Source organism: Paenibacillus sp. AD87 (assembly GCF_001659845.1).
Lineage (GTDB): Bacteria > Bacillota > Bacilli > Paenibacillales > Paenibacillaceae > Paenibacillus > Paenibacillus marchantiae.
The window spans coordinates 4,061,863-4,085,360 of sequence record NZ_LXQN01000007.1 but is presented as its reverse complement, the minus strand read 5'-3'; the positions used below and the strand labels follow the sequence as shown (position 1 = coordinate 4,085,360).

Genomic DNA, 23,498 nt, shown 5'->3' with positions numbered 1-23,498 from the left:
ATGAAATGTCTGTCAGTTTAAATAAACTAAGTCCAAAAGAGCCGCCCGGATGCTTTTACGCATTCAGGCGGCTTTTGGTTTAAAACATTGGATTGCAAGAGACACCCATTTTTTTGTTGAATATCAAGCCAAATGGTTAATATTTATCTTGACGGTTTGTTTTTGAACATTATGGACCACAATTCTAAATAAGGAGGCTACAAATCGGGCGAAATCTGAAAAGGTGTAGAAACCATCGCAGGATAAGCGATTAACAACAAAACGCCATACAATCAGAGCACATTTGTGGGTCGGAAATGTTCCAATTATTCGATTCATCTAATTTATGCATCAATTGAACTAAAAATAGGAAATGCTCCTGAGCGTAAAAGTTTATAGAATAGATATTAGAACACGGACTTCACTTGAAAAAGTTGAGGAAGGTGTAACCCTCGAACGGATCAGGACAGTATTCGACATCTGTGCGACGGTATATACAATCATCAGTTTACTATGATTTTGAAAACGCAGACAAACCTTGACGGGAGCGTCGGAACAACGTTACTACCACCAACAGCACGATTATTGGACTTCATGAAAAATTTAGCTTAAAATGTTGAACGAACGCAAATTACGGCTTAGTCAATGATTTCCGTCAAAAACTTATGACTAAATCAAGACGGAGGGAACGTCGATGACGATCGAGGAAGGCAACAAGAAACCCTGGGAAAGTTACTATGGCCCGAATATGGGATACGTACAGGAACAATATGAATTATACTCCGAAGACCCGGGTGCAGTTACACCGGCTTATCGGGAATTATTTGAACAATGGGGTGCACCGCCGATGTCTGGCAGGGATGCACATACAGTCTCGTATTTTGGCAACGCCCAAAAGGCTTCCGGAAGCGTGGATATTCAACTATTACAGAAAGCGGTTACAGCAGGGAAACTGGTAATGAATATTCGTACCTATGGTCACCTTGCGGCCGATATTGATCCCCTTGGAATCAGTGAAGATTCAGATACTTCTTTGCTTGAACCGAAGCATTTTGAATTGAATGAAGAAGATTTGAAAGCTCTGCCAGCTTCCCTGATCTGGGAAGGTGCAGATGGACAGACGGTAACAGGATTGGATGCCATCCAGCGCCTGCGGCAAATATATACTGGTCCTATCGCTTATGAATTCAGCCATGTGCATGAGGTTCATGAGCGGGAATGGCTGAACCGCCGTGCAGAATCTCGTACTTCGCCGGCACCGCTTAATCCAGAGGAGCGTAAAGCTTTACTGGAACGTTTGGTTGAAGTGGAGCAATTTGAAGATTTCCTCCACAAAACATTTGTTGGGCAAAAACGTTTTTCCATTGAAGGTAACGACGTGTTAGTCCCTATGCTGGATGAAGCAGTCCGAATTATGGCACACGCTGGTTCCAGCCATATTCTGATGGGGATGGCTCACCGTGGTCGATTGAACGTACTTGCTCATGTACTGGGCAAGCCGTATAGCAAAATTTTCTCTGAATTCCATCATTCTCCGAACAAGGATTTGGTTCCTTCCGAAGGGTCAACAGGAATCAATTACGGTTGGACGGGGGATGTCAAATATCATCTGGGCGCAAACCGTTATGTAAAAGACGGTGAAACAGTACAAGCGCGTCTTACGCTAGCCAATAACCCGAGTCACCTGGAATATGTAAATCCGGTTGTACAGGGCTTTGCACGTGCAGCACAGGATGATCGCCGTGATCCCGGATATCCGAAGCAGGATGTAACCAAAGCAGCAACTATTCTGATGCATGGTGATGCGGCTTTCCCTGGGGAAGGTATTGTAGCAGAAACGCTCAATTTCAAAGCATTGCCTGGTTACCAAAATGGCGGAACAATTCATATTATCGTGAACAACCGTCTTGGATTCACAACAGACAGCAGTGATTCACGCTCAACGTATTATGCGAGTGACCTTGCCAAAGGATATGAAATTCCGATTGTGCATGTCAATGCAGACAATCCGGATGCATGTATCGCAGCTATTCGTATGGCAGCGGAATACCGTAACCTGTTCAAAAAGGACTTCTTAATTGACCTGATCGGTTACCGTCGTTATGGTCATAACGAAACGGATGATCCAGAAACAACACAGCCGACGGTGTATGACAAAGTAAAAGCTCATCCAACGGTTAGTCACTTGTACCAGGATCATCTGAAAGAGGAATCGGTTATCGACGATGCCTCCATCAACAGCATTCGTGAAGCTGTGACGAACCGCTTAAAAGAAGCATACGAGCAGATGAAGAACAATGAAGTACATGAATATTATCAACGTCAAATTAGCGAGCCAGAAGTCGTTTCGATTATTCCAACTGCGGTACCATTGGAAAATCTGCGGACAATTAACGCCGATTTGCTGAAATGGCCAGAGAATTTTAATGTGTATCCGAAGTTGCAGCGTATTTTGCAGCGCAGAAGCACATCTCTGAACGAAGGCGAGAAAGTAGACTGGAGTCTTGCAGAGACGCTTGCGTTTGCTACCATTCTTGCAGATGGCAAACCAATCCGGATCAGTGGACAGGATGCAGAGCGTGCAACGTTTGCCCATCGGAACTTGGTGTTGCATGACTCCGAGAATGGTGCGAAATTCTGCCCACTGCATCATCTGCCACAGGCAAGAGCATCTTTTGCCATCTACAACAGTCCGTTGTCTGAGGAGTCCGTTGTTGGTTTCGAATACGGATATAACGTCTATTCACCAGATACGCTTGTAATCTGGGAAGCACAATTCGGAGACTTTGCCAACTGTGCACAGGTTATTTTTGACCAATTCGTATCTGCCGGCCGTGCCAAATGGTCACAAAAATCCAGTCTGGTCATGCTGCTCCCGCATGCGAACGAAGGGCAGGGACCTGAGCATACAAGTGCTCGTCTGGAGCGTTTCCTGCAGCTTTGTGCAGAAGACAATATGACCGTTGCGAATTTGACAAGTGCATCGCAATATTTCCATCTGTTGCGTCGTCAGGCTTCGTTGACTGAAACGGAAGATGCTCGGCCGCTCGTTATGATGTCGCCGAAAAGTCTCATTCGTAATCCTCGTGTCGCTTCACCTGCAACAGAGTTCAGCGAAGGCAAGTTTGAGCCTGTGCTTGAGCAAGCAGGATTGGGCACAAAACCGGATCGCGTAGAGCGCATTGTTTTGTGCAGTGGTAAAATCGCCATCGATCTGGAAGATGCTTTTGAGAAAGATAAAGCAGATTGGTCTTGGCTTCACATTATTCGTGTCGAACAGCTGTATCCGTTCCCGGCGGAAGAAATCAAGCGTGTACTTGCACGTTTCAGCAAGCTGAAAGAGCTGGTGTGGGTACAGGAAGAAAACAAAAACATGGGTGCCTGGACATACATGGAGCCTCGTCTTCGTGAAATCGCGCCAGAAGGAACAACCGTTAAATACGAAGGTCGCCCGGAACATGCGAGTCCTTCCAGCGGTTATCAACTTGTGCATGGCATGGAACAGCAACAGATCATTACATCCGCATTGAAGCAAACGACGAAGAATAATATTCCACTGGGGAGGTAACAGCTGTGAGTGAAATTAAAGTACCTGCAATGGGTGAGTCGATAACGGAAGGAACTGTATCCAGATGGCTGGTCAAAGAAGGCGAAACCGTTAATCAGGGTGATGTTCTTCTGGAACTGGAAACGGATAAAGTAAATATTGAGATCAGTGCTGAAGAGAGCGGTGTTCTTGAGAAAATTGTTCGCCAGGAAGGCGAGACTGTAGAAATTGGTGAAACGATTGGAACACTTTCAGCTGGAACTGGAGGAGGAAGCGGCGCGCCCGCTTCCCAACCAGCAGCGACGGAGCAGAAACAAGCAGCTGCTCCTGCACCGGAAGCTCCTACTCCGCCACCAGCACCCGTTGCTGCAGCACCGGAGTCTTCGGATAGCAGCTCGAAGACAGCTTCACCATCTGCTCGCAAACTTGCACGTGAGCGTGGTATTGAGCTCGATCAGGTACAGAGCAAGGATCCGATTGGCCGTGTTTATCAGGATGATGTGAAAACTCACAGCACTCAGGCTGCCGCTCCTACAGCGCCTCCTGCTAAAGCTCCCGCTGCAGCACCTAGTGCTCCGGCAGCAGGTGGTTCCACGTACACCAAACCAGTGGAGCGTCAACGTATGTCCCGCCGTCGTGCTACCATTGCGAAACGCTTGGTAGAAGCACAGCAGACTGCAGCGATGTTGACTACGTTTAACGAAGTGGATATGACGGCAATCATGGATGTTCGTAAACGTCGTAAGGACAAGTTCAAAGAGAAACATGAAATCAATCTCGGCTTCATGTCCTTCTTCACCAAAGCAGTTGTAGGCGCACTGAAAAAGTTCCCAACCATTAACGCGGAAATTGATGGCGAAGATGTAGTTCTCAAAAAGTACTATGATATCGGAATTGCGGTATCTGCCAAAGAAGGTCTTGTCGTACCGGTTGTACGTGATGCAGATCGTCTTGGCTTCGCTGAGATCGAGAAAAGCATTGCTGACCTGGCGTCCAAAGCGCGTTCCAACACACTGGCATTGTCTGATCTGCAAGGTGGAACCTTCACCATTACCAATGGCGGAACATTTGGCTCCCTGTTGTCCACACCAATTTTGAATACACCTCAGGTGGGGATTCTGGGAATGCACAAAATTCAGCTTCGTCCAGTAGCCATTGATGCAGAGCGGATGGAGAACCGTCCGATGATGTATATCGCCCTGTCGTACGATCACCGTATCATTGATGGTAGCGAAGCCGTACGTTTCCTCGTGACGGTGAAAGAATTGCTTGAAGATCCAGAGTCTTTGCTGATCGAAGGGTAATCCATAACGATTAACATTAAATTGCCATCTTATAAATAAAAAAAGCCCCTGAACGCGGAGCACAGTATGCTGTGCACCCGTTCAAGGGCTTTCGTCATTGAATAGGTAATTTATGTCGCATTATATGGAATCGGCTGTTTCTGAATGTACTGTGGAATGATGGGCACTGTAGTCGGGCGTATGCCTCTCCAGCCACTCCACGACATGCCCTGCAACCTCAGTCCGATTTGTCTCATGCAGCATTTCGTGGCGTCCCCCCGGATAGAGACGGTATTCGATATCCTCAAGCTGAAGCTCCCGATATTGGGAGACCAGGTTAAGCACTCCTTTGCCATGAAGTCCGACCGGATCTTGTTCACCTGAGAACAGATATACAGATTTATCTTTAGGTATACGTTTCATGTTACGTGGCAACTGAATGTCCAACAGCAGTTTGAAAAAGTCACGGAAAAAACCTGCGGAGCAGACGGCTCCACACAAAGGGTCATCAATATACTGCTTGACCTCTTTGGGGTCCCGAGACAGCCAATCAAACGGCGTTGTTGCCGGACGGAAAGAACGGTTGAATCCACCAAATACAAGCGCATTGAGCAGCATACTTGGATGACCCGTCCCCTGAATGCCACACTGCAAGAAAGCCAGTTTCTCTCCAATCCGAAGAAGACCGCGCTTGCCATTGGTGCCGGACAAAATAAATGCATGGTAACGCTCGTGGCCAGCATACATTAGATGCTGTACCAAAAACGACCCCATGCTATGCCCCATCAGAAAGAGGGGCACATCTGGGTTTTCTTTGGCGGCAACTCCGCCCAGATTCATCATGTCACTCGCCATCCATCGGAAAGCATCGACGCCGGCATTGCCCAACAAATTCGAGTTTTCGACCGTTTTACCATGACCACGATGATCATTCGCGTAGACCGCGTAGCCGTGCGTGGTGAGATGTTGGGCAAATTCAGCATATCGGGCAGCAGTCTCGCTCATGCCATGTGCAATCTGGACCACACCTTTGATGTTGCACTCCGGATCGGGAAGCCAGCGGTACACATGAATACGGGTACCTTCATTGCCAAGCAGGCTAAAGGTAGATTCCTGCATCTCGTGTAAATCCTCCTTCACAGGTCACATTAAAGCCAGTTCAATTCAGGGAATTCACCCTTGAATAGATATTTTATTATTCAATTAAGGCAAATAAGAGCGAAGAACAGTAGTGTTGCCATCCAGCGTATAGGAGCCCAGGTTGGCAGGCAGTAAGTAACATTGTCCAGCTTTCAATTCAATTTTATCCGATTCTGCATTATCCCACTCCAGCGTTCCGCTACCTTCACAGACCACAAGAATAGTGAAGCTTTCAGCACTTGTAGAGAGCTCCCAGCGTTCTGCAACAATCCCTTTTTCCACTACAAAGTATGGGCATTCCGCAAGCTTCAGCCACTCACCTGGAGTTGCGTTGTTGGTTTTCATCGTCGTGGCGCCAGCACCCTCATAAGCCGTTACATTCAATGAATCCTCAACATGCAGCTCACGTGGTTTGCCATCCAGGCCTGGACGATTATAATCGTAAATCCGGTATGTTGTATCCGAGTTTTGCTGAATCTCAGCAACAACGACACCTGCGCATAGAGCGTGTACCGTTCCCGCAGGGATAAAGAACGTATCTCCAGCCTCAACAGGTACTTGACGAAGGGTATCCATGACCGTACCATTCTCCAGCGCTTCCTTCAGTACTTCACGGTCAACGCCTTCATTCAAGCCGTAGATGATATGAGCTCCTGGTTTGGCATCCAGCACATACCACATTTCCGTTTTGCCAAGCTCGCCAGGAGGGAGCGCTTCGTAATCATCTGTTGGATGAACTTGTACGGACAGATCATCGTTACAGTCAAGCAGTTTGATCAGAAGCGGGAATCGTCCGCCCTTTTCCGAAACTCCTTTGTTTCCAAGCCATGCTGTGCCCAGCTGTTCACGAACTTCGTCCAGGCCTTTTCCAGCAAGAACTCCATTTAATACCTGGGTTGTACCATTGGGATGATCCGCAATCATCCAGCCTTCTCCTATATGTCCTTCAGGTGGCGTTAGGCCGAATTGCTCCAGCGCGCGGCCTCCCCATACACGTTCTTTGAACTCTGGTTGAAATTGCAGTGGGTATGGCGTAGGCATTCCTAATCTCTCCTCTAGTATATGAAATGGTGGATCGCTTTAATCAATCATGACCGCGTAGTTGGCATGAATGTAACAGTGAATACGGTTGCACGTCTTTATGTAGTACACAAATCGCATAAATTGAACCCAAAGAGTGCTTTGTTGCGATTGTGTCTAGTTTATTTCATTTGTGGAACAAAGGAAATTATTTTTTCTCAATGCCAATCAGAAAAGGAGAGGCATCACGCTGCAATTGGCGATAAATCACCACTTGTGCCAGCTCTACAGGTAGAGCAGTGGACCACTCCAGTACCGCATCGGCTTCCTGTGAACCTCCATCATGACCTGGATACAGCACAACCGTAATAATGCCACGCGGCTTGAGCAATGCTAGTGCAGCCTGGAGAGCAGCAATAGTACTGTCTGTTTCCGTAATTATGGTGGAGTCCGCACCTTCCGAAGGCAGGTACCCCAGGTTGAACATTACAGCACAGACATTACCCTGCCATGTTTCAGGAACGGCCTCAGCCATTCGATCATGGCTTAATTGAAGCATGGAGATGGAGCCCAATCTGGCGCTATCCTCTTGTTTGCGAATACGGGCTTGCGCCAAGGTAAGTGCCTCGCTCTGTATATCGAAACCAATGACTTGACCACGTTTACCAACTTTTTGTGCCAGAAACAGCGTATCCGCCCCCGTGCCAACCGTTGCATCAATAGCTAAATCCCCAGGCTGTAAACGGGAAGAAATCCATTGATGGGCACAACTTAAAACCGAAAGAAAGCCCATCTTATGCACCCCTCCAGTATTTTCCCTGCCAGGAATCCCGCTCACGCAGCTCACGATCAATCGAATTCAAAACTTCCCATTTGTTCATGGACCACATTGGCCCAATCAGCAAATCACGCGGTGCATCACCTGTAAGACGGTGTACAATCATTTCCGGTGGAAGCATCTCCAGCGTATCGACGATGAGTTTAATGTACTCGTCTTGTTCCAGGAAACGAAGGAGCCCGGCTTCATACTGTTTCACCATTGGCGTTTTGCGCATCAGATGAAGTAGATGAATTTTGATTCCCTGCACATCCATGTTGGCAACAGCCCGTCCGGTATCCAGCATCATTTCATGGGTTTCCTGAGGCAGTCCGTAAATAATATGTGTACACACCCGAATATTCCGTTTGCGTAACTTCGCAACGGCTTCCTCATAACACTGCGTATCATGCGCACGGTTAATTAGGGTTGACGTGGACTCGTGAATGGTTTGCAGACCCATCTCAACCCATAGGTAGGTGCGTTCATTCAATTCAGCCAAGTAATCAACGACGTCATCCGGTAAACAGTCAGGGCGAGTGGCGATGGACAGCCCCACGACACCGGGCTGCTTCAAAATTTCTTCAAAGTATTCACGCAGTTCTTCAACGGGTGCGTATGTGTTGGTATAGGCTTGGAAATAGCCAATGTAGTGAGCTGTCGGCCATTTCAGATGCTGTTTATCCCGAATGGTATTAAATTGGGTGACCAGATCATCGCGTCTGCTACCGGCGAAATCACCCGATCCACGAGCGCTGCAAAATGTACAGCCTCCTTTGGCGATAGATCCATCTCGGTTCGGGCAGGTGAAACCCGCATCCAGCATCACTTTGAAAACCTTATTGTTAAATTCGTCTCTCATTTCGTAATTCCAGGTATGGAATCGTTTATCTCCCCACAGAAGAGGAGGTTGTATTGAAGGTGCATTCATCTTCAGGGTACTCCTTTGGCTTACCTAATGGCTTGCTTATTCTATTACCGAATTCGACTCTTTTTGAACTTTTACCATTGTATCAAAAAACTCAAAAAAAGGGGAATCTAGTCGCAAAAATAGGCCGTAGAAACGAGGTTTTATCCTTGCTATAGTTTACACATTATGTTATATTTAAACCAGCGTCAGACACCATCTAATGGGTATTATTCATCATAGCATTTGAATCAATGTTGACGTCATGGACCATACTAAACCGTGAGGTGATATGAATGAATTCCCAAGTTAAAAATAATGATCTTCATCATGTTTCTGTAGAACTGACGGCAGAAGAAGCTCTGGCTTTGACAGGTGTTCGTTTCAATGGCAATCCGAAAGTGAAAGCGGCTGCAAGACAAAAAGTTCGCGATGCTTTCGAAAAGACATTTGATTTTTCACACCAAGATAAGGTAGACTATGAACTATTAAAGTAGTTGGACCCCAATTCCAAATAAATCGAAGAGGGAATCTTTGAGATTTGCCCCAAAGTGGCAGATCCGAAGATTCCTTTTTCATTGCTCTTTACAATTAGCCAGTTCTTCGGCAAAATGATTCTGAGACAAGTATGGATAAACGGAGGAATAAGATGCGTTTACGTGGCAGAAAAGGGATTCGTGAAAATTTGGAGCAACAAGTTGACCTCGTTGTTCTTGATCCCAAACAGTACAAAGGAAAATGGTCTGAACTGTTTGGCAATGACCATCCAATCTTTGTGGAATTTGGCATGGGTAAAGGTCAATTTATCAGCCAAATGAGTTATAAATATCCGGAATTCAATTTTATCGGTATTGATATGTATGATGAATTGGTGCGTCGTGCCAGCGAGAAGGCTCGGAAAGCATGGAGTCAGGCAGAAGTGGAGACACCACCCAACCTGAAGCTGGCGCTGGCTAATATCGAACAGATTGAGGAAGTATTTGAACAGGAAGAACTGGAACGGATTTATCTGAACTTCAGCGATCCTTGGCCGAAAGCCAAGCATGCACGTCGTCGTTTGACACATCCACGTTTCCTGAAGAAATATACGGAACTGCTTAACACCAAAGGACAGATTCATTTCAAAACAGATTCGGAGACATTGTTTGATTTCTCTCTCAATGCAATTGCCGACTTTGGTCTGCAAATGACCAATTTGTCTCTGAACCTGCACCGTGATGGATTGAATGAAGAGCATGTCATGACAGAGTATGAGCAGAAATTCATGGGCAAAGGTATGAACATTCACCGGGTTGAAGTTATCGTTGGTGAAGAGGCCTTGCGCGAGTATCAACAAATCCGCTTGGACAAGTATAAAGTTCGGGAAGCTGCGGACGAGTCTGGCGAAGATCAAGAGTAATATTATAAAAAAAGCGTGATATGCATCTGGCTACCAGATCCTCATATCACGCTTTTTTTGCTGTTCTGATGGAACTTAATCTCATGACGTCACTTGTGGAAGTTCGTTTTACTTCTGCTAAAGCTCCGAATGAAGCTCCTTACGTCGATAATCGTTGGGAGTAACCCCGTTGAATTTCTTAAACATCCGATAGAAATAAGAACTGTTGGTGAACCCGGTTTGCTCAGCAATATCAGCTACAGAGTTTTCCGTCTCAATGAGCAGGAATTGCGCTTTGGCTATGCGGGTCTCGTTAATAACATCGGTTAGACCTTTTAACGTTAGTTGTTTATAGAGTCTGCTGACATAGATGGGTGACATGGCTAGTTCATCTGCAATCGAGGTCAGACAAAGATTGGTGTCTGCGTAATCTCGTTCAATAATGCAGTTAATTTTGCGAATGAGTTCCTCATGCTTAAGCGTTCTTTTCTCCTCAACTTTGGATCCAAGCTCGTCGAACATGCGATAGAAGTGGGCGTGAACTTCACTAAGATCCTCGGCATCATGAATCGGAAGCATTGAACGATCGGAGATGGATTCAAGTGTAAGCTGGTTGTTCTTTTTGAGTGTGTTTCTCACATGATTCAGAGTCATGGTCAGATGGGACAGAGCCAGTTGAAATACGGTAAATGGATATGTTGCCGTTTCGCTCACGATGTCTGCATAGACCTGTTTGGCTTCGCCTGTCTTGCCTGTCATCAGGCAATCAATCAGCTGTCTCTCTTTTCCAACAGGGAAAGCATATTCTTTGGCATGGTACGCCATGATGTCCGAGGTATAAATCAGGCATCCAGGACCCATGAACAAACGATGAAGAGAAGCTTCTGCTGATCGAGTATAAGAAGCAATACTGTTTTCCAGTGAATCTTCCACTGGTCCGATGGTAAATGAAATGGAACATCTTAGATGTGTCATCACGGCAGCCTGCATCATGCGCAGCAGGTCCTCAATGGCGCAATGCTCATCAGCTTCATCCTGGACTTTATCATTAAAGATAAGTGTGATCAGATCGCTGCCCATATCCACAGCTTCGGTGTGGTAGTAAAGGTCAGCCGTTTCCGTGCAAATGTTCATCATCGCGTATTTTATAAGTTGGACTTCATCCCGGTAGGTATCGCTGAAATCGGTAAAATGATCAATACGAAGCAGTACCAGTCTGGTTAGACGATGAACATCAACAGAAGAGCCGTAAAACTTCATTCTGTCCTCCAGCATGCCTCCCGTTACCGTTTCACGTCCTTGCAAAGCCCCACGCAGAAAATCCTGTCGTAATAGATGCAGACTGCCACGACGCTCCGCTTCCATCACACGCATTCGGACAAGCACTTTATCAATGGGATGATATAGCTTCCGGGACACGAGGTAGGACAAGAACACTCCCGCAATTAATAGCCCAATACAAAACAGAACGGTGTGTGTCCGCATATTACGAATATCTGAGGTGATTAGGTCATAAGGCGTGATTCTTACATAGCGCCACCCGAGGTTATCAGGAGCAGTGTAGGTAATGAGTGACTTTATTCCATCAACCTCTGCAGTAAAGTAGGCGGACTGCTCCTTGTTTTCTAGGATTGGCTGCATAAACGTTTCATTGGACAAATCTTTCATTAGCGCACGATTGCTGAAGTCGGACAATAACTGTCCCTGTTCATTGATAATAAACGTTTTCCCTGGCTGATCAGCTGAGTTCATATTGGGACTGAGCCAGTCGTCCTTAATATTTACGACAACAGCATAATTCAGTGTAGCATTGTCATTGATCGTGTCGTAACAGAGGTACGTATAACTGCTGACTTGGGTTTCCTCGGTGGAGCCAACTTGGTATGTACGCGGAATGGGGACAAAAGGTTTGTAATCATGGAAACGGTCGAGGATACTTGTAATCCCTTGATCGTCAATTTCAGAGATGGATTGTTGTCCATTGCGAACCTCATTGGAGCTGATAAAGAACTCATCATTTTTGGAGTTATATACATAGATGGATTCGATAAAAGGGAGGGACATGCGATAGTTGTCGAGTTGTTCCATCGCTGACGTAATTTCATAGATACTCGGATTTGAATAGAGTAGCAGGGCAGAGATGGTGTAATCCTGATAAATCTGATAAGACAGTGATTTGGCGGTCTCGGTCATCTTGGAGACTTCACGACTGGTCTGGGTAAGACCGTTCATATCGGTTCGGTAGACCTGACGAAGGGCAATACGATTATAGTTGACGTACAAAATGGTAGAAGCCACAAGCAAGGTAGCAACGGTGCTAACAATAATGCCGATGAGAATCCGTGCAAACACCTTCTGACTGTCCTCTGAACGTTTGCGCATGACCTTTCCTCCCGTGGACCTCCTGTTTTGGATGAACAAAGTTAGACTTCATAGCGAAGGATGAGAATTCATATATGGGCGTGGTGAATCACGGATGTATCTCGAATTATATAGTATGTATGCGTTTACATCAACGGTGGACAGCATGCTATGGCCGATTTCCGTAGCTAAAGTTCAACTTTCGCTTTATTGTTCACTAGGTTAAACCTATGCACGATATCAACTTTTGTGAACGCTCAAGCATCATTTCAGTGTTCGTTCATATTGTTCATATTCCGTTTCGCAGAATCGTTCATGATCCGGCCGAATGATTCAGTATCCGGTAGCACTTAGGGCAACTACAATAAAAACAGAGCTCCACTGCGCGCCGCGCCGTAAGAAATTCGGGAGGGATCGAGCCATGCTCAAAGAATTGAACAAAAACAAAATCATGTTTCTCATGCTGCTGCCTACACTGATCTTTTTTCTGATTAACTCGTATTTTCCGATGGTCGGCATCTATTATGCGTTTACCCGCTATGATTTTGAAGGTGGATTGTTCGGTAGCCCATTTGTGGGCCTGGAGAACTTCAAGTTTCTATGGCAATCCGGAATGCTGCTGAAGCTGACAACCAACACGGTGGGGTACAATCTGGCCTTCATTATATTAGGAAACGGGCTAGCGATCTTCTGTGCGATTTTGCTCAGTGAAATTCGGGGAAAAGTGTTTAAGAAAATTACGCAGTCGGTCATGTTTTTACCGTATTTCATCTCGTTTGTTCTATTAAGTGTAATCGCTTACAACATGTTCAATTATGAATCCGGTTTTGTGAATACGGTACTCAAACGTTTTGAGGCGGGGCCTGTTGATATTTACAACACACCCTGGATCTGGGTGTTTCTGATCATCATTTTTTATCTGTGGAAAAATCTCGGGTACAGCATGGTCATTTACCTTGCAGCCATTACAGGTATCAGCGATGAGTATTACGAGGCAGCCCGGATTGACGGGGCCAATATCTTTCAGCGCATTTGGTACATCACTGTACCGATGCTAAAACCGACCTTTGTCATCCTGTTGTTATTCTCGCTCGGGAGCATTATGAAGGGACAGTTTGATCTCTTTTACCAACTCATTGGAAACAACGGTGTCTTATATAACGCTACAGATATCATCGATACGTATGTGTATCGTTCCCTGAAAGTGACGTTTGATATCGGAATGGCTACTGCGGCTGGTCTGTACCAATCGCTGTTCGGTTTTATCCTGATCATGACCGTCAACTATATCATCCGTAAAGTGAATGAGGACTACGCCTTGTTCTAAAACGCCTATAGGCAGAAGGGAGACCTACTATGCACACGCGTACCCGAGATACAGAATTCACCTTGTTGTTTCAAATCATCGCTTATAGCATGATCCTGATTCTTTCCTTAATCTGTATCATTCCATTTCTTTTGATTTTATCCGGCTCATTCAGCAGCAACGAATCCATTGTAAGAGATGGGTATCACCTCTTTCCCACCGATTTCTCCCTGGAAGGTTATAAGATGGTGTTCAAATTTCCGACCCAGGTGCTTAAAGCTTATGGCGTGACGGTATTTACAACCGTTGTGGGTACGGCCCTTGGACTATTTCTCATTACGATGGCGGGATTTGTACTGCAACGCAAAGATTTCAAGTACCGTAACGCCTTCTCATTTTTCATCTACTTTACAACCCTCTTTGGTGGGGGATTGGTTCCTTGGTACATCATGCTTGCAAATTATTTCAATCTTACGGACACGTATACGGTGTTGATTTTTCCGGGATTGATGACGCCTTTTCTCATTATCCTGATGAAAAACTTCATTCGTTCAGCCGTTCCGGATGAGCTGATTGAGTCAGCCAAAATCGATGGTGCGAATGATTTCCGCATTTACTTTAGCGTAGTACTGAAACTGGCGATGCCCGGCATTGCCACTGTAGGGTTATTTCTGGCACTGGGATACTGGAATGACTGGTTCACATCATCCTTGTTCATTAACAACCCGGATATGTACCAGCTGCAATTCTATTTGTATAACACCATGAACACGATTACCTTCATTGACCAGATGGCGATTGGTACCGGCATAACTCTTAGCCAGGATGTACCTACCGAATCGACCAAAATGGCGATGGCTATTGTGGTTACTGGCCCCATCTTGTTCCTGTATCCATTTGTGCAGCGGTACTTTGTCAAGGGTCTTACCATTGGTGCGGTGAAAGGTTAGAACGTGCACGCGCTGTGGGTGGAAATTGCGGGATAGCTGTCTGTCCGTCTGCGTCTGAATCATGGCGAGTCTGCGCTAACATATAAGGTTGACCACAAAAAGGGAGGATGCGTATGCGTAACAAAACAATTCGGCACCTGTCTATGGTACTTGCCCTGATGTTGTTTGCCGGGGTGCTTGCCGCATGTAATAACGGTTCGGGGGGATCTGCGCAAGGAAGTGAGCAGGGAGGTTCTTCTGAGAACAAAGGAGAGAAGGTAACACTGCAATTCTACATGCTTGGTGATGCCCCCAAGGATCTGCCTGTGATTGAGTCGGAAATCAACAAGCTGGCTGAGGCTGATCTGAACGTCAATGTAAAATTCAACTATACTTCCTGGACAGACTGGGACCAAAAATACAAATTGCTGCTGTCTTCCGGTCAACCGATTGATCTGATCTTTACCGCGGATTGGACGTTCTATCAGTCCTATGCGAAAAAAGGAGCATTCCTGCCTCTGGATGAACTACTGCCTAAGGCAGCACCAACGCTCAAAGCTTATGTACCTGATGACATGTGGAACGCGGTAAAAGTCAACGACAAGATCTATACTGTACCATCGACATGGACTGAATATGTTACTGAGGGTATTGCGTACCGTGAGGATTTGCGTGAGAAGTACAATCTGCCCAAACCGGAATCTCTGGAGACACTCGAAGCCTATCTGGAGGGTATCAAAGCCAATGAACCGAATATGATTCCAATCGCGGATAGCAATGCGAACCATACCCATGGTATTCGACAATTGACATCCAAGCTGGTGAATACGGCAGGTCAGCTCCCTTATGGTCTGGACATCATGTATGACACACCATCCAATATCACTTCCTACTGGGGGTCTGCACAGCATCTGGAGGACCTGAAAACGTACAAACGCTGGATGGACAAAGGCTTTTTCCCGAAAAACGTGCTGAATGTAAAGGATACGTCCAACTCATTGCTGCAAAATGGAAAATCGGCTGTTGTACTGTCGGGTGAGAACCCGAACAAATTTAATGCGGATGTGATCAAGGTCCAGTCCACTCACCCGGATTGGAAGCTCGGTTATTTCCCTTACCCGAATGCCAAAGGGTTTGCACAACCAGTTCACCCGATCCACAATGGTTTTGCAATTCCACGGAGCAGCAAAAACCCGGAGAAAGCACTCGCATTCTATGAGAAACTGGTTACCGACAAACGTTACAACTGGCTTACCGAATATGGTGTGGAAGGCAAGAACTTTGAAGTTCAAGACGGTTATTATAAAATGGTGGGCGATGCCCAGACCAACGGATTCCCGCGCGAAGGCATGAATGGCTGGGCTTGGCGTAACCCGGAATTCATGCTCTACGATAAGAGCTTTGATGATGTGCTGGCTATTTTCAAAGAGCTGGACAAAATGAAAAAGCCGGACATCTACACCGGATTTGCTGAGGATTGGACACCATACCAAGCTGAGAAAGCTGCATTGGAGCAGGTAGAGAAGCAGTATCTCTATCCGTTGAATGTAGGATTGGTGGAGGATGTAGAAGCGGGTCTGAATACATTTATGGAAAAAGCCAAACAGGCGGGCCTTGAGAAGATTCAGACGGAGTATACCAAGCAGTGGCAGGATTACTTGAAGTCTGCTGGTATTCAATAGTTTGTACTTTTCTTCATATTGAAAAAAGGTGCCTTCGATTCGAAGGCACCTTTAACTGTGTACATGCAGGCTTGTTTGAAGCCGTTACAGTCTGGCTTGGTCTGCCGAGTAGGGACGCAGATCCAGAAGGTCGATAATACTTTGTGCGCTTTGCATTGGGTGATACTTGGCAATCTGCGCCATGTGGCGTTTGCGTTTGCGAACAATGTCAGGGTAGTTATGAAGCAGTTTATTCATCCATTTCACAACAACATCAAGGGAAGTAATGGGCTCCCCCAAACCTCGTGCGGTGAAATACTGAACATTTTCTTCTTCCTGACCCGGTATGGGATTATGGAACAGCATGGGGATTCCCTTTGCCAACCCTTCACTGCATGTCATTCCACCCGGCTTGGTGATCAGGAGATCAGATACTTCCATTAATTTGTCCACTTCATTGGTGTACCCGATGATATGGATATTATCTTTTTTATACAACGGATTTTGTTCCATGCTGATTCGGCTTTTGTCATTGCGGCCAAGGCAGAAAATAATCTGAACATCCTCATGCCAGCGTGTCAATAATTGGTTAACCACTTCATCACTAAGCATTCCCCAACCACCGCCCATCACAAGCACAGTAGGCATGTTCTTCAAATTGAATTTCCCTCGGATCTCGTCCCGCCCGGGATGTTCCCAGAAGTTGGGGTGGATCGGAATGCCGGTAACGCGAATTTTGTCTAAAGATACACCCCGCAACATTAATTTGGACTTTACCTCATCTGTAGAAACAAGATACAGATCCACTTCTGGGCTAATCCATGTCCCGTGCGCGTCATAATCGGTGATGACTGTACAAAGTGGAACCTGCACACCCAGACGTTTCAGTCTGGATATGACAGCACTGGGAATAGGGTGGGTGCATACAATAACATTCGGACGAAGCTGACGGACAATACTGCGTGTATGGGTATAAAACAGTTTATGCAACGCGAGTGTAGTCAGCCGGTTCAAGGATTTTTTATATTGGTGCCTGTATACATACCCGATGAGCTTGGGCTGGTTAATGACCGTTTTTTTGTACGCTGTAATGATGAGTGGCGCAACTCTGGGGTTCAGAAAACTCCCCAACTCAAGCACTTTGGTTTGCACATTCGGCGAAAGTTTTCGCAAACTGCTGGACAGCGCATAAGCGGCTTGAGTATGACCAGCGCCAAAGCCTTCAGATAATAGTAATACTCTTTTTTTCTCCACGCTTGCTTCACCTGTTCCTGCTAGGTTTTCCTTAGTCTAACATATTCACATTATGTCCATAAAGCAACAGTTGCAAGTGCGACTAAAGTACCGATCGTAGCACCTGCGAGAACATCTGAGGGATAGTGTAATCCCAGGTAAATTCGTGAAAATCCGACAATTAATGCAACTGGGAGTAACAACAGCAACAGGAATGGCTCCATCGTCATAAAAGGGACCGTAACCGAGAATACGGCAGTAGTATGCCCTGAAGGGAACGAATGGTCCGTCAGGGGATTGCGGAACGTAATGGTATCCGGTAAGGCCAGGTAAGGCCGAATGCGCGGATACAGTTTTTTGGCGATTGCTACGGGAATGTGGCTAACCGCTAGAGCGATGCATGCCTGAAGTCCTGCTGTACTCCAAGGAGCGGGAGCCAGCAGCCAGATTAGTAAGGATACTGCAATAGAAGAAGTTGCTCCGCCCAGATGGGTGAAATAATACAGCCAAAAGTTCATAAATCGATTATGAAGTCGACCATTAATCCACATAAATACATTTCGATCATACTCTTGAAACTTTACGAATAAACGGCTCATATTGGCCTCCTGCCAGTCAGGCCCCATGTTGGCGGCAGTATTTCCGGTAAATTGCTGTGTCCGGTTTCGTCCTGAATAGTATATAACCGTTTTTTTCGTGAACTTGAGGTTATTTCAGGTATATGTTTATCATATTTTTAAATGTTGTCCTTTTCAAGAAGAACACATGTGAAGAAGGTAAAATTCATGTTAAAGAGTGGATATACACCCAACTTAACTTTTTGACTCGGACTATCTAAAAAAGATACAATGATTCAACATGGCTGAAATGCGGTTAAAAAAATGTAAGTTTAAGACTGAACTTTTTGAGGTCTGTTTACGTTATTTGATATAGAGCCTCTGTCGATATGTATCAGCCTGATGAAAAAAGCAGGGACTTTAGAAATAAAAATCAAGTAAACGGCTGAAAATAAGATATAACAGGCATGAATGCGAGGTTGGAGTATCACGAGGTGCCTATTCAGCGTTTAAAGTTCACATTTCTGCTTCAGGAAGTGGAATTGCGGTTTTGACAAATGGCTGAAAAGAATACAAAATCGATAAAGCAGCCAACTGGCATCAACCATGCTTGAAACATTGTCTGAAATATTTGCGTAGTAAACAAAAGAACAGGGTCATATTCTGCGCATCACAAAAAAATAAAAGTGCAGAATCCAGGAAGAGAAACATTTAAAGTAATCTGGTTTTGAAAAAAAGGGGGTAACAGAGAACGATGTTGGACGCTATATTCGTCACGATGCAGGTCCTTCTGGCACTGCTAGCCGTGTACCAATTCACGTTTTCGCTGTTCGGTCTGATTAAGAAAAAGAAAAAGAAACATTATCCGGCGACAAAATCATTCGCTGTACTCGTCGCAGCACACAATGAGGAACAAGTTATTGGTGCTTTGATGGAGAACTTGAAACAACTGGATTACCCGGAAGATCTGTACGATGTGTTTGTCATTTGTGACAACTGTACGGATGGAACGGCTCAAATTGTAAGACAGCATGGATTAAATGCTTGTGTACGTACGAATGCTGATCTCAGAGGTAAAGGGTATGCCATTGAATGGATGCTTAAATACTTGTGGAAATTGCCACGTCAGTATGACGCAGTTGTCATGTTTGACGCGGATAACCTGGTTGACCGTAACTTTTTGCTTGAGATGAATGACGACTTGTGCAATGGTTCGCGTGTAATTCAAGGATACATTGATACCAAGAATCCGGAGGATTCCTGGATCACTGCAGCATATGGTGTATCTTACTGGTACATCAACCGTCTGTGGCAGTTGTCCCGTCATAATTTGAATATGGCGAATTTCCTCGGAGGTACTGGAATGTGCTTCGAGACCAACCTGCTCAAGGAAATTGGCTGGGGCGCTACAAGTCTGGTTGAGGATTTGGAGTTTACGATGCGCAGTGTTCAGCGTAATGTATATCCTGTCTTTAACTATGATGCCAAAGTATTTGATGAAAAGCCGTTAACCTTTAAAGCTTCAGCAAGGCAACGTCTTCGCTGGATGCAAGGTCACTTTACGGTTGCGCGTAGATATTTCTTCCCGCTGCTGTGGCAGAGTATCAAGGAAAGAAGCTTGGTGAAATTTGACCTTGCTGTGTATGGCGCAAACGTGTACGTTGTTTTGCTTACGTTCCTGATGACTGCTGTCCTGTGGGTGGATACAGCGATATTCAGTGGTCCACATATCGCAAACATATACGGATACTTCCCGCTTTGGGTAGGGTTCGTAGCGATTGGTCTGAATGTCCTGACATTCTTGTTGTCCATGGCGCTGGAAAAGGTTACTTTTGCCAAAGTGTATCTGTACCTGATCTTGTTCCCGATTTACCTTCTTTCATGGTATCCAATTACGTTCTACGCGTTCTTTACGCAGAACAACAAACAATGGAGCCATACCCAACATACACGTGTTGTACGTTTGGATGAGGTACAGAGTAAGCAGGGATAATGAATGATTGACTTGGATGAAAGCATGTCTGTAAAAAAAAATATTGTAGAGACGTTGACAATATTTTTGCAGGATGTTACACTATTCAAGTGCGTTAAATGAATAGCTATGGAATCATAAGTAGAAGTCCGACTTCTCACCTGATCAACAAACATGTTGGCTGGTCAACGATCCCAATAATTTATGAAGTGTTTACTCATGAAGAATTGTGTTGATTACAGGGATGTCGGTAGCTTAACCGGCATCCCTTTTATTTTTGTGTAACAGGATATTCAAAATGACCTGGAGGTGGACGGTTATTAGTAAAGATCACATGATTAATGATGAGATTCGGGCGAAGGAAGTACGCCTTGTTGGAGCTGAAGGAGAACAAATTGGGATCACGCCGATTCGGGAAGCACTGCAAATGGCGATTGACCTGAACTTGGACCTGGTCAATGTGGCACCACAGGCTAAACCGCCGGTATGCCGCATCATGGACTATGGCAAATTCCGCTATGAGCAACAAAAGAAAGACAAAGAAGCCCGTAAGAACCAGAAAATTGTTGACATTAAAGAAGTATGGTTCCGTTCCAATATTGAGGAGCATGATTATCAAACGAAGCTTCGTAATGTAGTTAAGTTCTTGAAAGAAGGCGACAAGGTAAAATGTTCCGTTCGTTACCGCGGACGTGAAATTGCGCATGCCGCCATTGGTCAACGGATTTTGGAACGCGTTAAGGTGGAGGTTGCAGAACTTTGCACCATCGAACGTCAACCAAAATTGGAAGGCCGCAGTATGATCATGATTCTGGCTCCTAAAGCCTGATAACATTGGAGGAGGAAACACAAAATGCCTAAAATGAAAACACACAGCAGTTTGAAAGGACGCTTCAAAATTACCGGTTCCGGTAAAGTCCTGCGTTACAAAGCTCACAAAAACCACTTGCTTTCCCACAAATCAAAACGTGCTAAGCGCGTTCTGAACGGCAACCCAGTAATGGCTGCCGGGGACGTAAGACGTTTGAAACAAGGTCTGGCTAACTTGAAATAGTAAATCCGTATGGGGGATCGGCTTAGGCCGTACACATACCACGGATACATTTAATATTTATTGGGAGGTTCTTTTAATATGGCAAGAGTAAAAGGCGGTTTTGTAGTACGTCGTCGTCATAAAAAGGTTTTGAAACTGGCAAGAGGTTATTTCGGTTCCAAACACCGTATTTTTAAAACAGCTAACGAGCAAGTAATGAAATCCCTGGTATACGCATACCGTGACCGTCGCAACACAAAACGTAACTTCCGCAGACTGTGGATCGTTCGTATCAATGCTGCAGCACGTATGAATGGTTTGTCTTACAACAAACTGATCCATGGATTGAAACTTGCTGGTGTAGACATGAACCGCAAAATGTTGGCTGATCTGGCCGTTAACGACATCAATGCGTTCAACTCTTTGGCTACTGTAGCTAAAGGCAAAATCAACGCTTAAAATTGTTTATGCAAGCCGCCGTACCTATGGCGGCTTTTTTTACGGCTTAAAGATTGATCTACTCCAAAGAGTCTGGTTGTGCGCGACGAATATGCTGCAATCTGTAAGGGCACAATGAAAGCATATAACGGGTGAATAACAGGCTGTGATAATACATAAAATACGAACGGTGAAATAATGCAAACAAAAACAGGTGAATTCCACATTCTTCTAGGGAGTGTGATAAGTTTTTGTTATATAACATCACATCGTTGTAACGTTAGTGTGTTAAATCGTTAAATTATTAAGCGCTTTCAATAAAAAAAGAGCAAAAATAAGTGAGATTTGGTGATGAAACATCTGGATTTTACCACGGGTTGAATGTATAATCACCTCTAGTAGGCTAGTCCTAAAATTTTCTCTTCAAGTCATAATGTTCGGTTTTTCGACAGGTGACACAATCTTTAAGGGGTAAGAATGCGCTTTTAATGTCGAAGAAACCATACATTCTGCATAAAAGCCATATTATCGATCTGTTGATCCGTTCCATTTTGGCCTGGACAGGAATTAGGTATATATCATTAAGGGGGAACAGAGAAATGAAAAAGATGCTCAGCTTGTCTTTGGTCATGTTGCTGGCAGTATCGGTTATGCTCGCAGGTTGCGGTAGCAAACCGAAAGAGGAAACAAATGCCGGAGGAACTACAGGTGGCGAAAACACTGAAGCTAAATCCGATTTGAAAATCGGTATGGTTACTGACGTAGGTGGAGTTAACGACAAATCGTTTAACCAATCCGCTTGGGAAGCTCTGCAAGCAACTGAAACTGAAACAGGTGTAGCTGTTAAATACCTGCAAAGTAAATCCGATGAAGAGTACATTCCAAACCTGAACGAGTTCGTTAAAGGTGGATATGATCTGACTTGGGGTATCGGTTTCCAATTGGCTGATGCGATCAAGACTGTAGCTGAACAAAATCCTGATTCCAAACTCGCGATCATCGACAGTGTTGTTGATGCTCCTAACGTTAAATCTGTAACATTTGCTGAAGAAGAAGGTTCTTACTTGGTAGGTGTTGTAGCTGGTCTGACAACTAAATCGAACAAAATTGGTTTTGTTGGCGGTATGGAAAGCCCACTGATCAAAAAGTTTGAAGTTGGTTTCAGAGAAGGCGTTAAAGCTGTTAATCCTAATGCTGAGTTCATTTCCAACTACACAGGTGCATTTGATAAGCCTGACCTTGGTAAAGCAGCAGCAGCAACACTTTACAACAAAGGCGTAGATATCATTTTCCACGCTTCCGGTGCTACTGGTAATGGTGTGTTCAACGAAGCAATCGCTCGTAAGAAACAAGGTCAAGACGTTTGGGTTATCGGTGTAGATAAAGACCAATCCCTGGAGTTTGGTGATGATGTAACACTGACTTCTATGATCAAAAAAGTTGACGAAGCTGTTAAGCGTGTAAACCAAGAAATCATCGATGGTACATTCAAAGGCGGAGCTGAGAACCTGACTTTGAAAGAAAACGGTGTAGGTGTCGCTGATACTTCTACGAAAAATGTTTCTGCTGATGTACTTGCCAAAGTGGACGAGTACAAAGAAAAAATCATCAACGGCGAAATCAAGGTTCCTGCAGAGTAATCTGATTCTGCTGTAAAAATGAATAATCATCGAGGCCGGTCTTGACCGGCCTTATGATTGTCAGAGTAGGAAAATTTGCTCAGGTCATCATAACAATTGTACAAGCTATGTAGTATGTGCTAGGGGATTAGCCCACGGCAAAAGCAAAAAGACTTCGTATCAACGCTCCGGTAGGAGCTTTTCTTAAGATTATGGAATGCAGAAGTTTCGTTGAAACTGAAGGATTCGATGATCCTAAGAAAAAGTACCGCTAAAATGCGGTCATCTTCCTTGAATAAACGTCGTTAGACGTTTTTC

At 45.0% G+C, this 23,498-nt stretch carries 19 protein-coding genes; 12 read left to right on the top strand and 7 right to left on the bottom strand.

What is annotated here, in order from left to right:
- Positions 1–673: 673 nt before the first annotated feature.
- Complete coding sequence (locus tag gpAD87_RS17800; RefSeq protein WP_064639518.1) at positions 674–3,547, top strand: 2-oxoglutarate dehydrogenase E1 component; 2,874 nt, start codon at positions 674–676, stop codon at positions 3,545–3,547.
- A gap of 5 nt (positions 3,548–3,552) precedes the next feature.
- Positions 3,553–4,830, top strand: a complete 1,278-nt coding sequence (gene odhB / locus gpAD87_RS17795) for a 2-oxoglutarate dehydrogenase complex dihydrolipoyllysine-residue succinyltransferase (RefSeq protein ID WP_064639516.1) — start codon at positions 3,553–3,555, stop codon at positions 4,828–4,830.
- A 120-nt stretch (positions 4,831–4,950) separates the two neighbouring features.
- Here odhB and gpAD87_RS17790 read toward each other — a convergent pair whose 3' ends face one another.
- The 4 genes from gpAD87_RS17790 to gpAD87_RS17775 form a co-directional block, all read right to left on the bottom strand.
- Positions 4,951–5,928 (bottom strand): alpha/beta fold hydrolase, encoded by a 978-nt coding sequence (locus tag gpAD87_RS17790; protein WP_064639514.1) that lies wholly within the window; start codon positions 5,926–5,928, stop codon positions 4,951–4,953.
- A gap of 84 nt (positions 5,929–6,012) precedes the next feature.
- Positions 6,013–6,990: a type I phosphomannose isomerase catalytic subunit gene (locus gpAD87_RS17785; protein ID WP_064639512.1), complete on the bottom strand. Its 978-nt coding sequence runs from the start codon at positions 6,988–6,990 to the stop codon at positions 6,013–6,015.
- A gap of 187 nt (positions 6,991–7,177) precedes the next feature.
- Entirely contained in the window at positions 7,178–7,762 is a 585-nt protein-coding gene (locus gpAD87_RS17780) for a class I SAM-dependent methyltransferase (protein WP_064639510.1), read from the bottom strand.
- Position 7,763: 1 nt separating this feature from the next.
- Entirely contained in the window at positions 7,764–8,717 is a 954-nt protein-coding gene (locus gpAD87_RS17775) for a TIGR01212 family radical SAM protein (RefSeq protein WP_064639508.1), read from the bottom strand.
- Between the two features lie 272 nt (positions 8,718–8,989).
- On the opposite strand from gpAD87_RS17775, the gene gpAD87_RS17770 reads away from it, so the two are divergent.
- Both gpAD87_RS17770 and trmB read left to right on the top strand, forming a co-directional pair.
- Positions 8,990–9,190: a hypothetical protein gene (locus tag gpAD87_RS17770; RefSeq protein ID WP_062320234.1), complete on the top strand. Its 201-nt coding sequence runs from the start codon at positions 8,990–8,992 to the stop codon at positions 9,188–9,190.
- A gap of 152 nt (positions 9,191–9,342) precedes the next feature.
- Positions 9,343–10,092, top strand: coding sequence for a tRNA (guanosine(46)-N7)-methyltransferase TrmB (trmB, locus tag gpAD87_RS17765; RefSeq protein ID WP_064639506.1), 750 nt, complete (start codon positions 9,343–9,345; stop codon positions 10,090–10,092).
- Between the two features lie 117 nt (positions 10,093–10,209).
- Here trmB and gpAD87_RS17760 read toward each other — a convergent pair whose 3' ends face one another.
- Positions 10,210–12,453, bottom strand: coding sequence for an AraC family transcriptional regulator (locus gpAD87_RS17760; protein ID WP_064639504.1), 2,244 nt, complete (start codon positions 12,451–12,453; stop codon positions 10,210–10,212).
- Between the two features lie 400 nt (positions 12,454–12,853).
- Here gpAD87_RS17760 and gpAD87_RS17755 point away from each other — a divergent pair, with 400 nt between their 5' ends.
- From gpAD87_RS17755 to gpAD87_RS17745, 3 genes are all read left to right on the top strand, one after another.
- The gene (locus tag gpAD87_RS17755) at positions 12,854–13,759 is read left to right on the top strand and encodes an ABC transporter permease (RefSeq protein WP_063564186.1); all 906 of its coding nucleotides are present in this window, start codon (positions 12,854–12,856) and stop codon (positions 13,757–13,759) included.
- Positions 13,760–13,848: 89 nt separating this feature from the next.
- Positions 13,849–14,688 (top strand): carbohydrate ABC transporter permease, encoded by an 840-nt coding sequence (locus gpAD87_RS17750; protein WP_371121667.1) that lies wholly within the window; start codon positions 13,849–13,851, stop codon positions 14,686–14,688.
- 107 nt (positions 14,689–14,795) lie between these two features.
- On the top strand, positions 14,796–16,349 hold the full coding sequence (locus tag gpAD87_RS17745; RefSeq protein WP_064639500.1) for an extracellular solute-binding protein: 1,554 nt from the start codon (positions 14,796–14,798) through the stop codon (positions 16,347–16,349).
- An 84-nt stretch (positions 16,350–16,433) separates the two neighbouring features.
- On the opposite strand, the gene gpAD87_RS17740 is transcribed toward gpAD87_RS17745, so the two are convergent.
- Together gpAD87_RS17740 and gpAD87_RS17735 are read right to left on the bottom strand one after the other, a co-directional pair.
- Positions 16,434–17,582 (bottom strand): MGDG synthase family glycosyltransferase, encoded by a 1,149-nt coding sequence (locus gpAD87_RS17740; RefSeq protein ID WP_063564189.1) that lies wholly within the window; start codon positions 17,580–17,582, stop codon positions 16,434–16,436.
- Positions 17,583–17,632: 50 nt separating this feature from the next.
- Positions 17,633–18,160 carry a phosphatase PAP2 family protein gene (locus gpAD87_RS17735; RefSeq protein WP_064639498.1) on the bottom strand — a complete coding sequence of 176 codons (528 nt, stop codon included), beginning with the start codon at positions 18,158–18,160 and terminating at the stop codon, positions 17,633–17,635.
- A 712-nt stretch (positions 18,161–18,872) separates the two neighbouring features.
- Between gpAD87_RS17735 and gpAD87_RS17730 the strand changes: the two genes are divergently transcribed.
- From gpAD87_RS17730 to gpAD87_RS17710, 5 genes are all read left to right on the top strand, one after another.
- Positions 18,873–20,111 (top strand): glycosyltransferase family 2 protein, encoded by a 1,239-nt coding sequence (locus gpAD87_RS17730; RefSeq protein WP_063564191.1) that lies wholly within the window; start codon positions 18,873–18,875, stop codon positions 20,109–20,111.
- Positions 20,112–20,424: 313 nt separating this feature from the next.
- Complete coding sequence (gene infC / locus gpAD87_RS17725) at positions 20,425–20,919, top strand: translation initiation factor IF-3 (protein WP_024628309.1); 495 nt, start codon at positions 20,425–20,427, stop codon at positions 20,917–20,919.
- 24 nt (positions 20,920–20,943) lie between these two features.
- Positions 20,944–21,144, top strand: coding sequence for a 50S ribosomal protein L35 (gene rpmI, locus gpAD87_RS17720; protein ID WP_062320217.1), 201 nt, complete (start codon positions 20,944–20,946; stop codon positions 21,142–21,144).
- Positions 21,145–21,222: 78 nt separating this feature from the next.
- Positions 21,223–21,582 (top strand): 50S ribosomal protein L20, encoded by a 360-nt coding sequence (gene rplT, locus gpAD87_RS17715; protein WP_017689664.1) that lies wholly within the window; start codon positions 21,223–21,225, stop codon positions 21,580–21,582.
- Between the two features lie 578 nt (positions 21,583–22,160).
- The gene (locus gpAD87_RS17710; RefSeq protein WP_064639496.1) at positions 22,161–23,201 is read left to right on the top strand and encodes a BMP family lipoprotein; all 1,041 of its coding nucleotides are present in this window, start codon (positions 22,161–22,163) and stop codon (positions 23,199–23,201) included.
- Positions 23,202–23,498 lie beyond the last annotated feature (297 nt).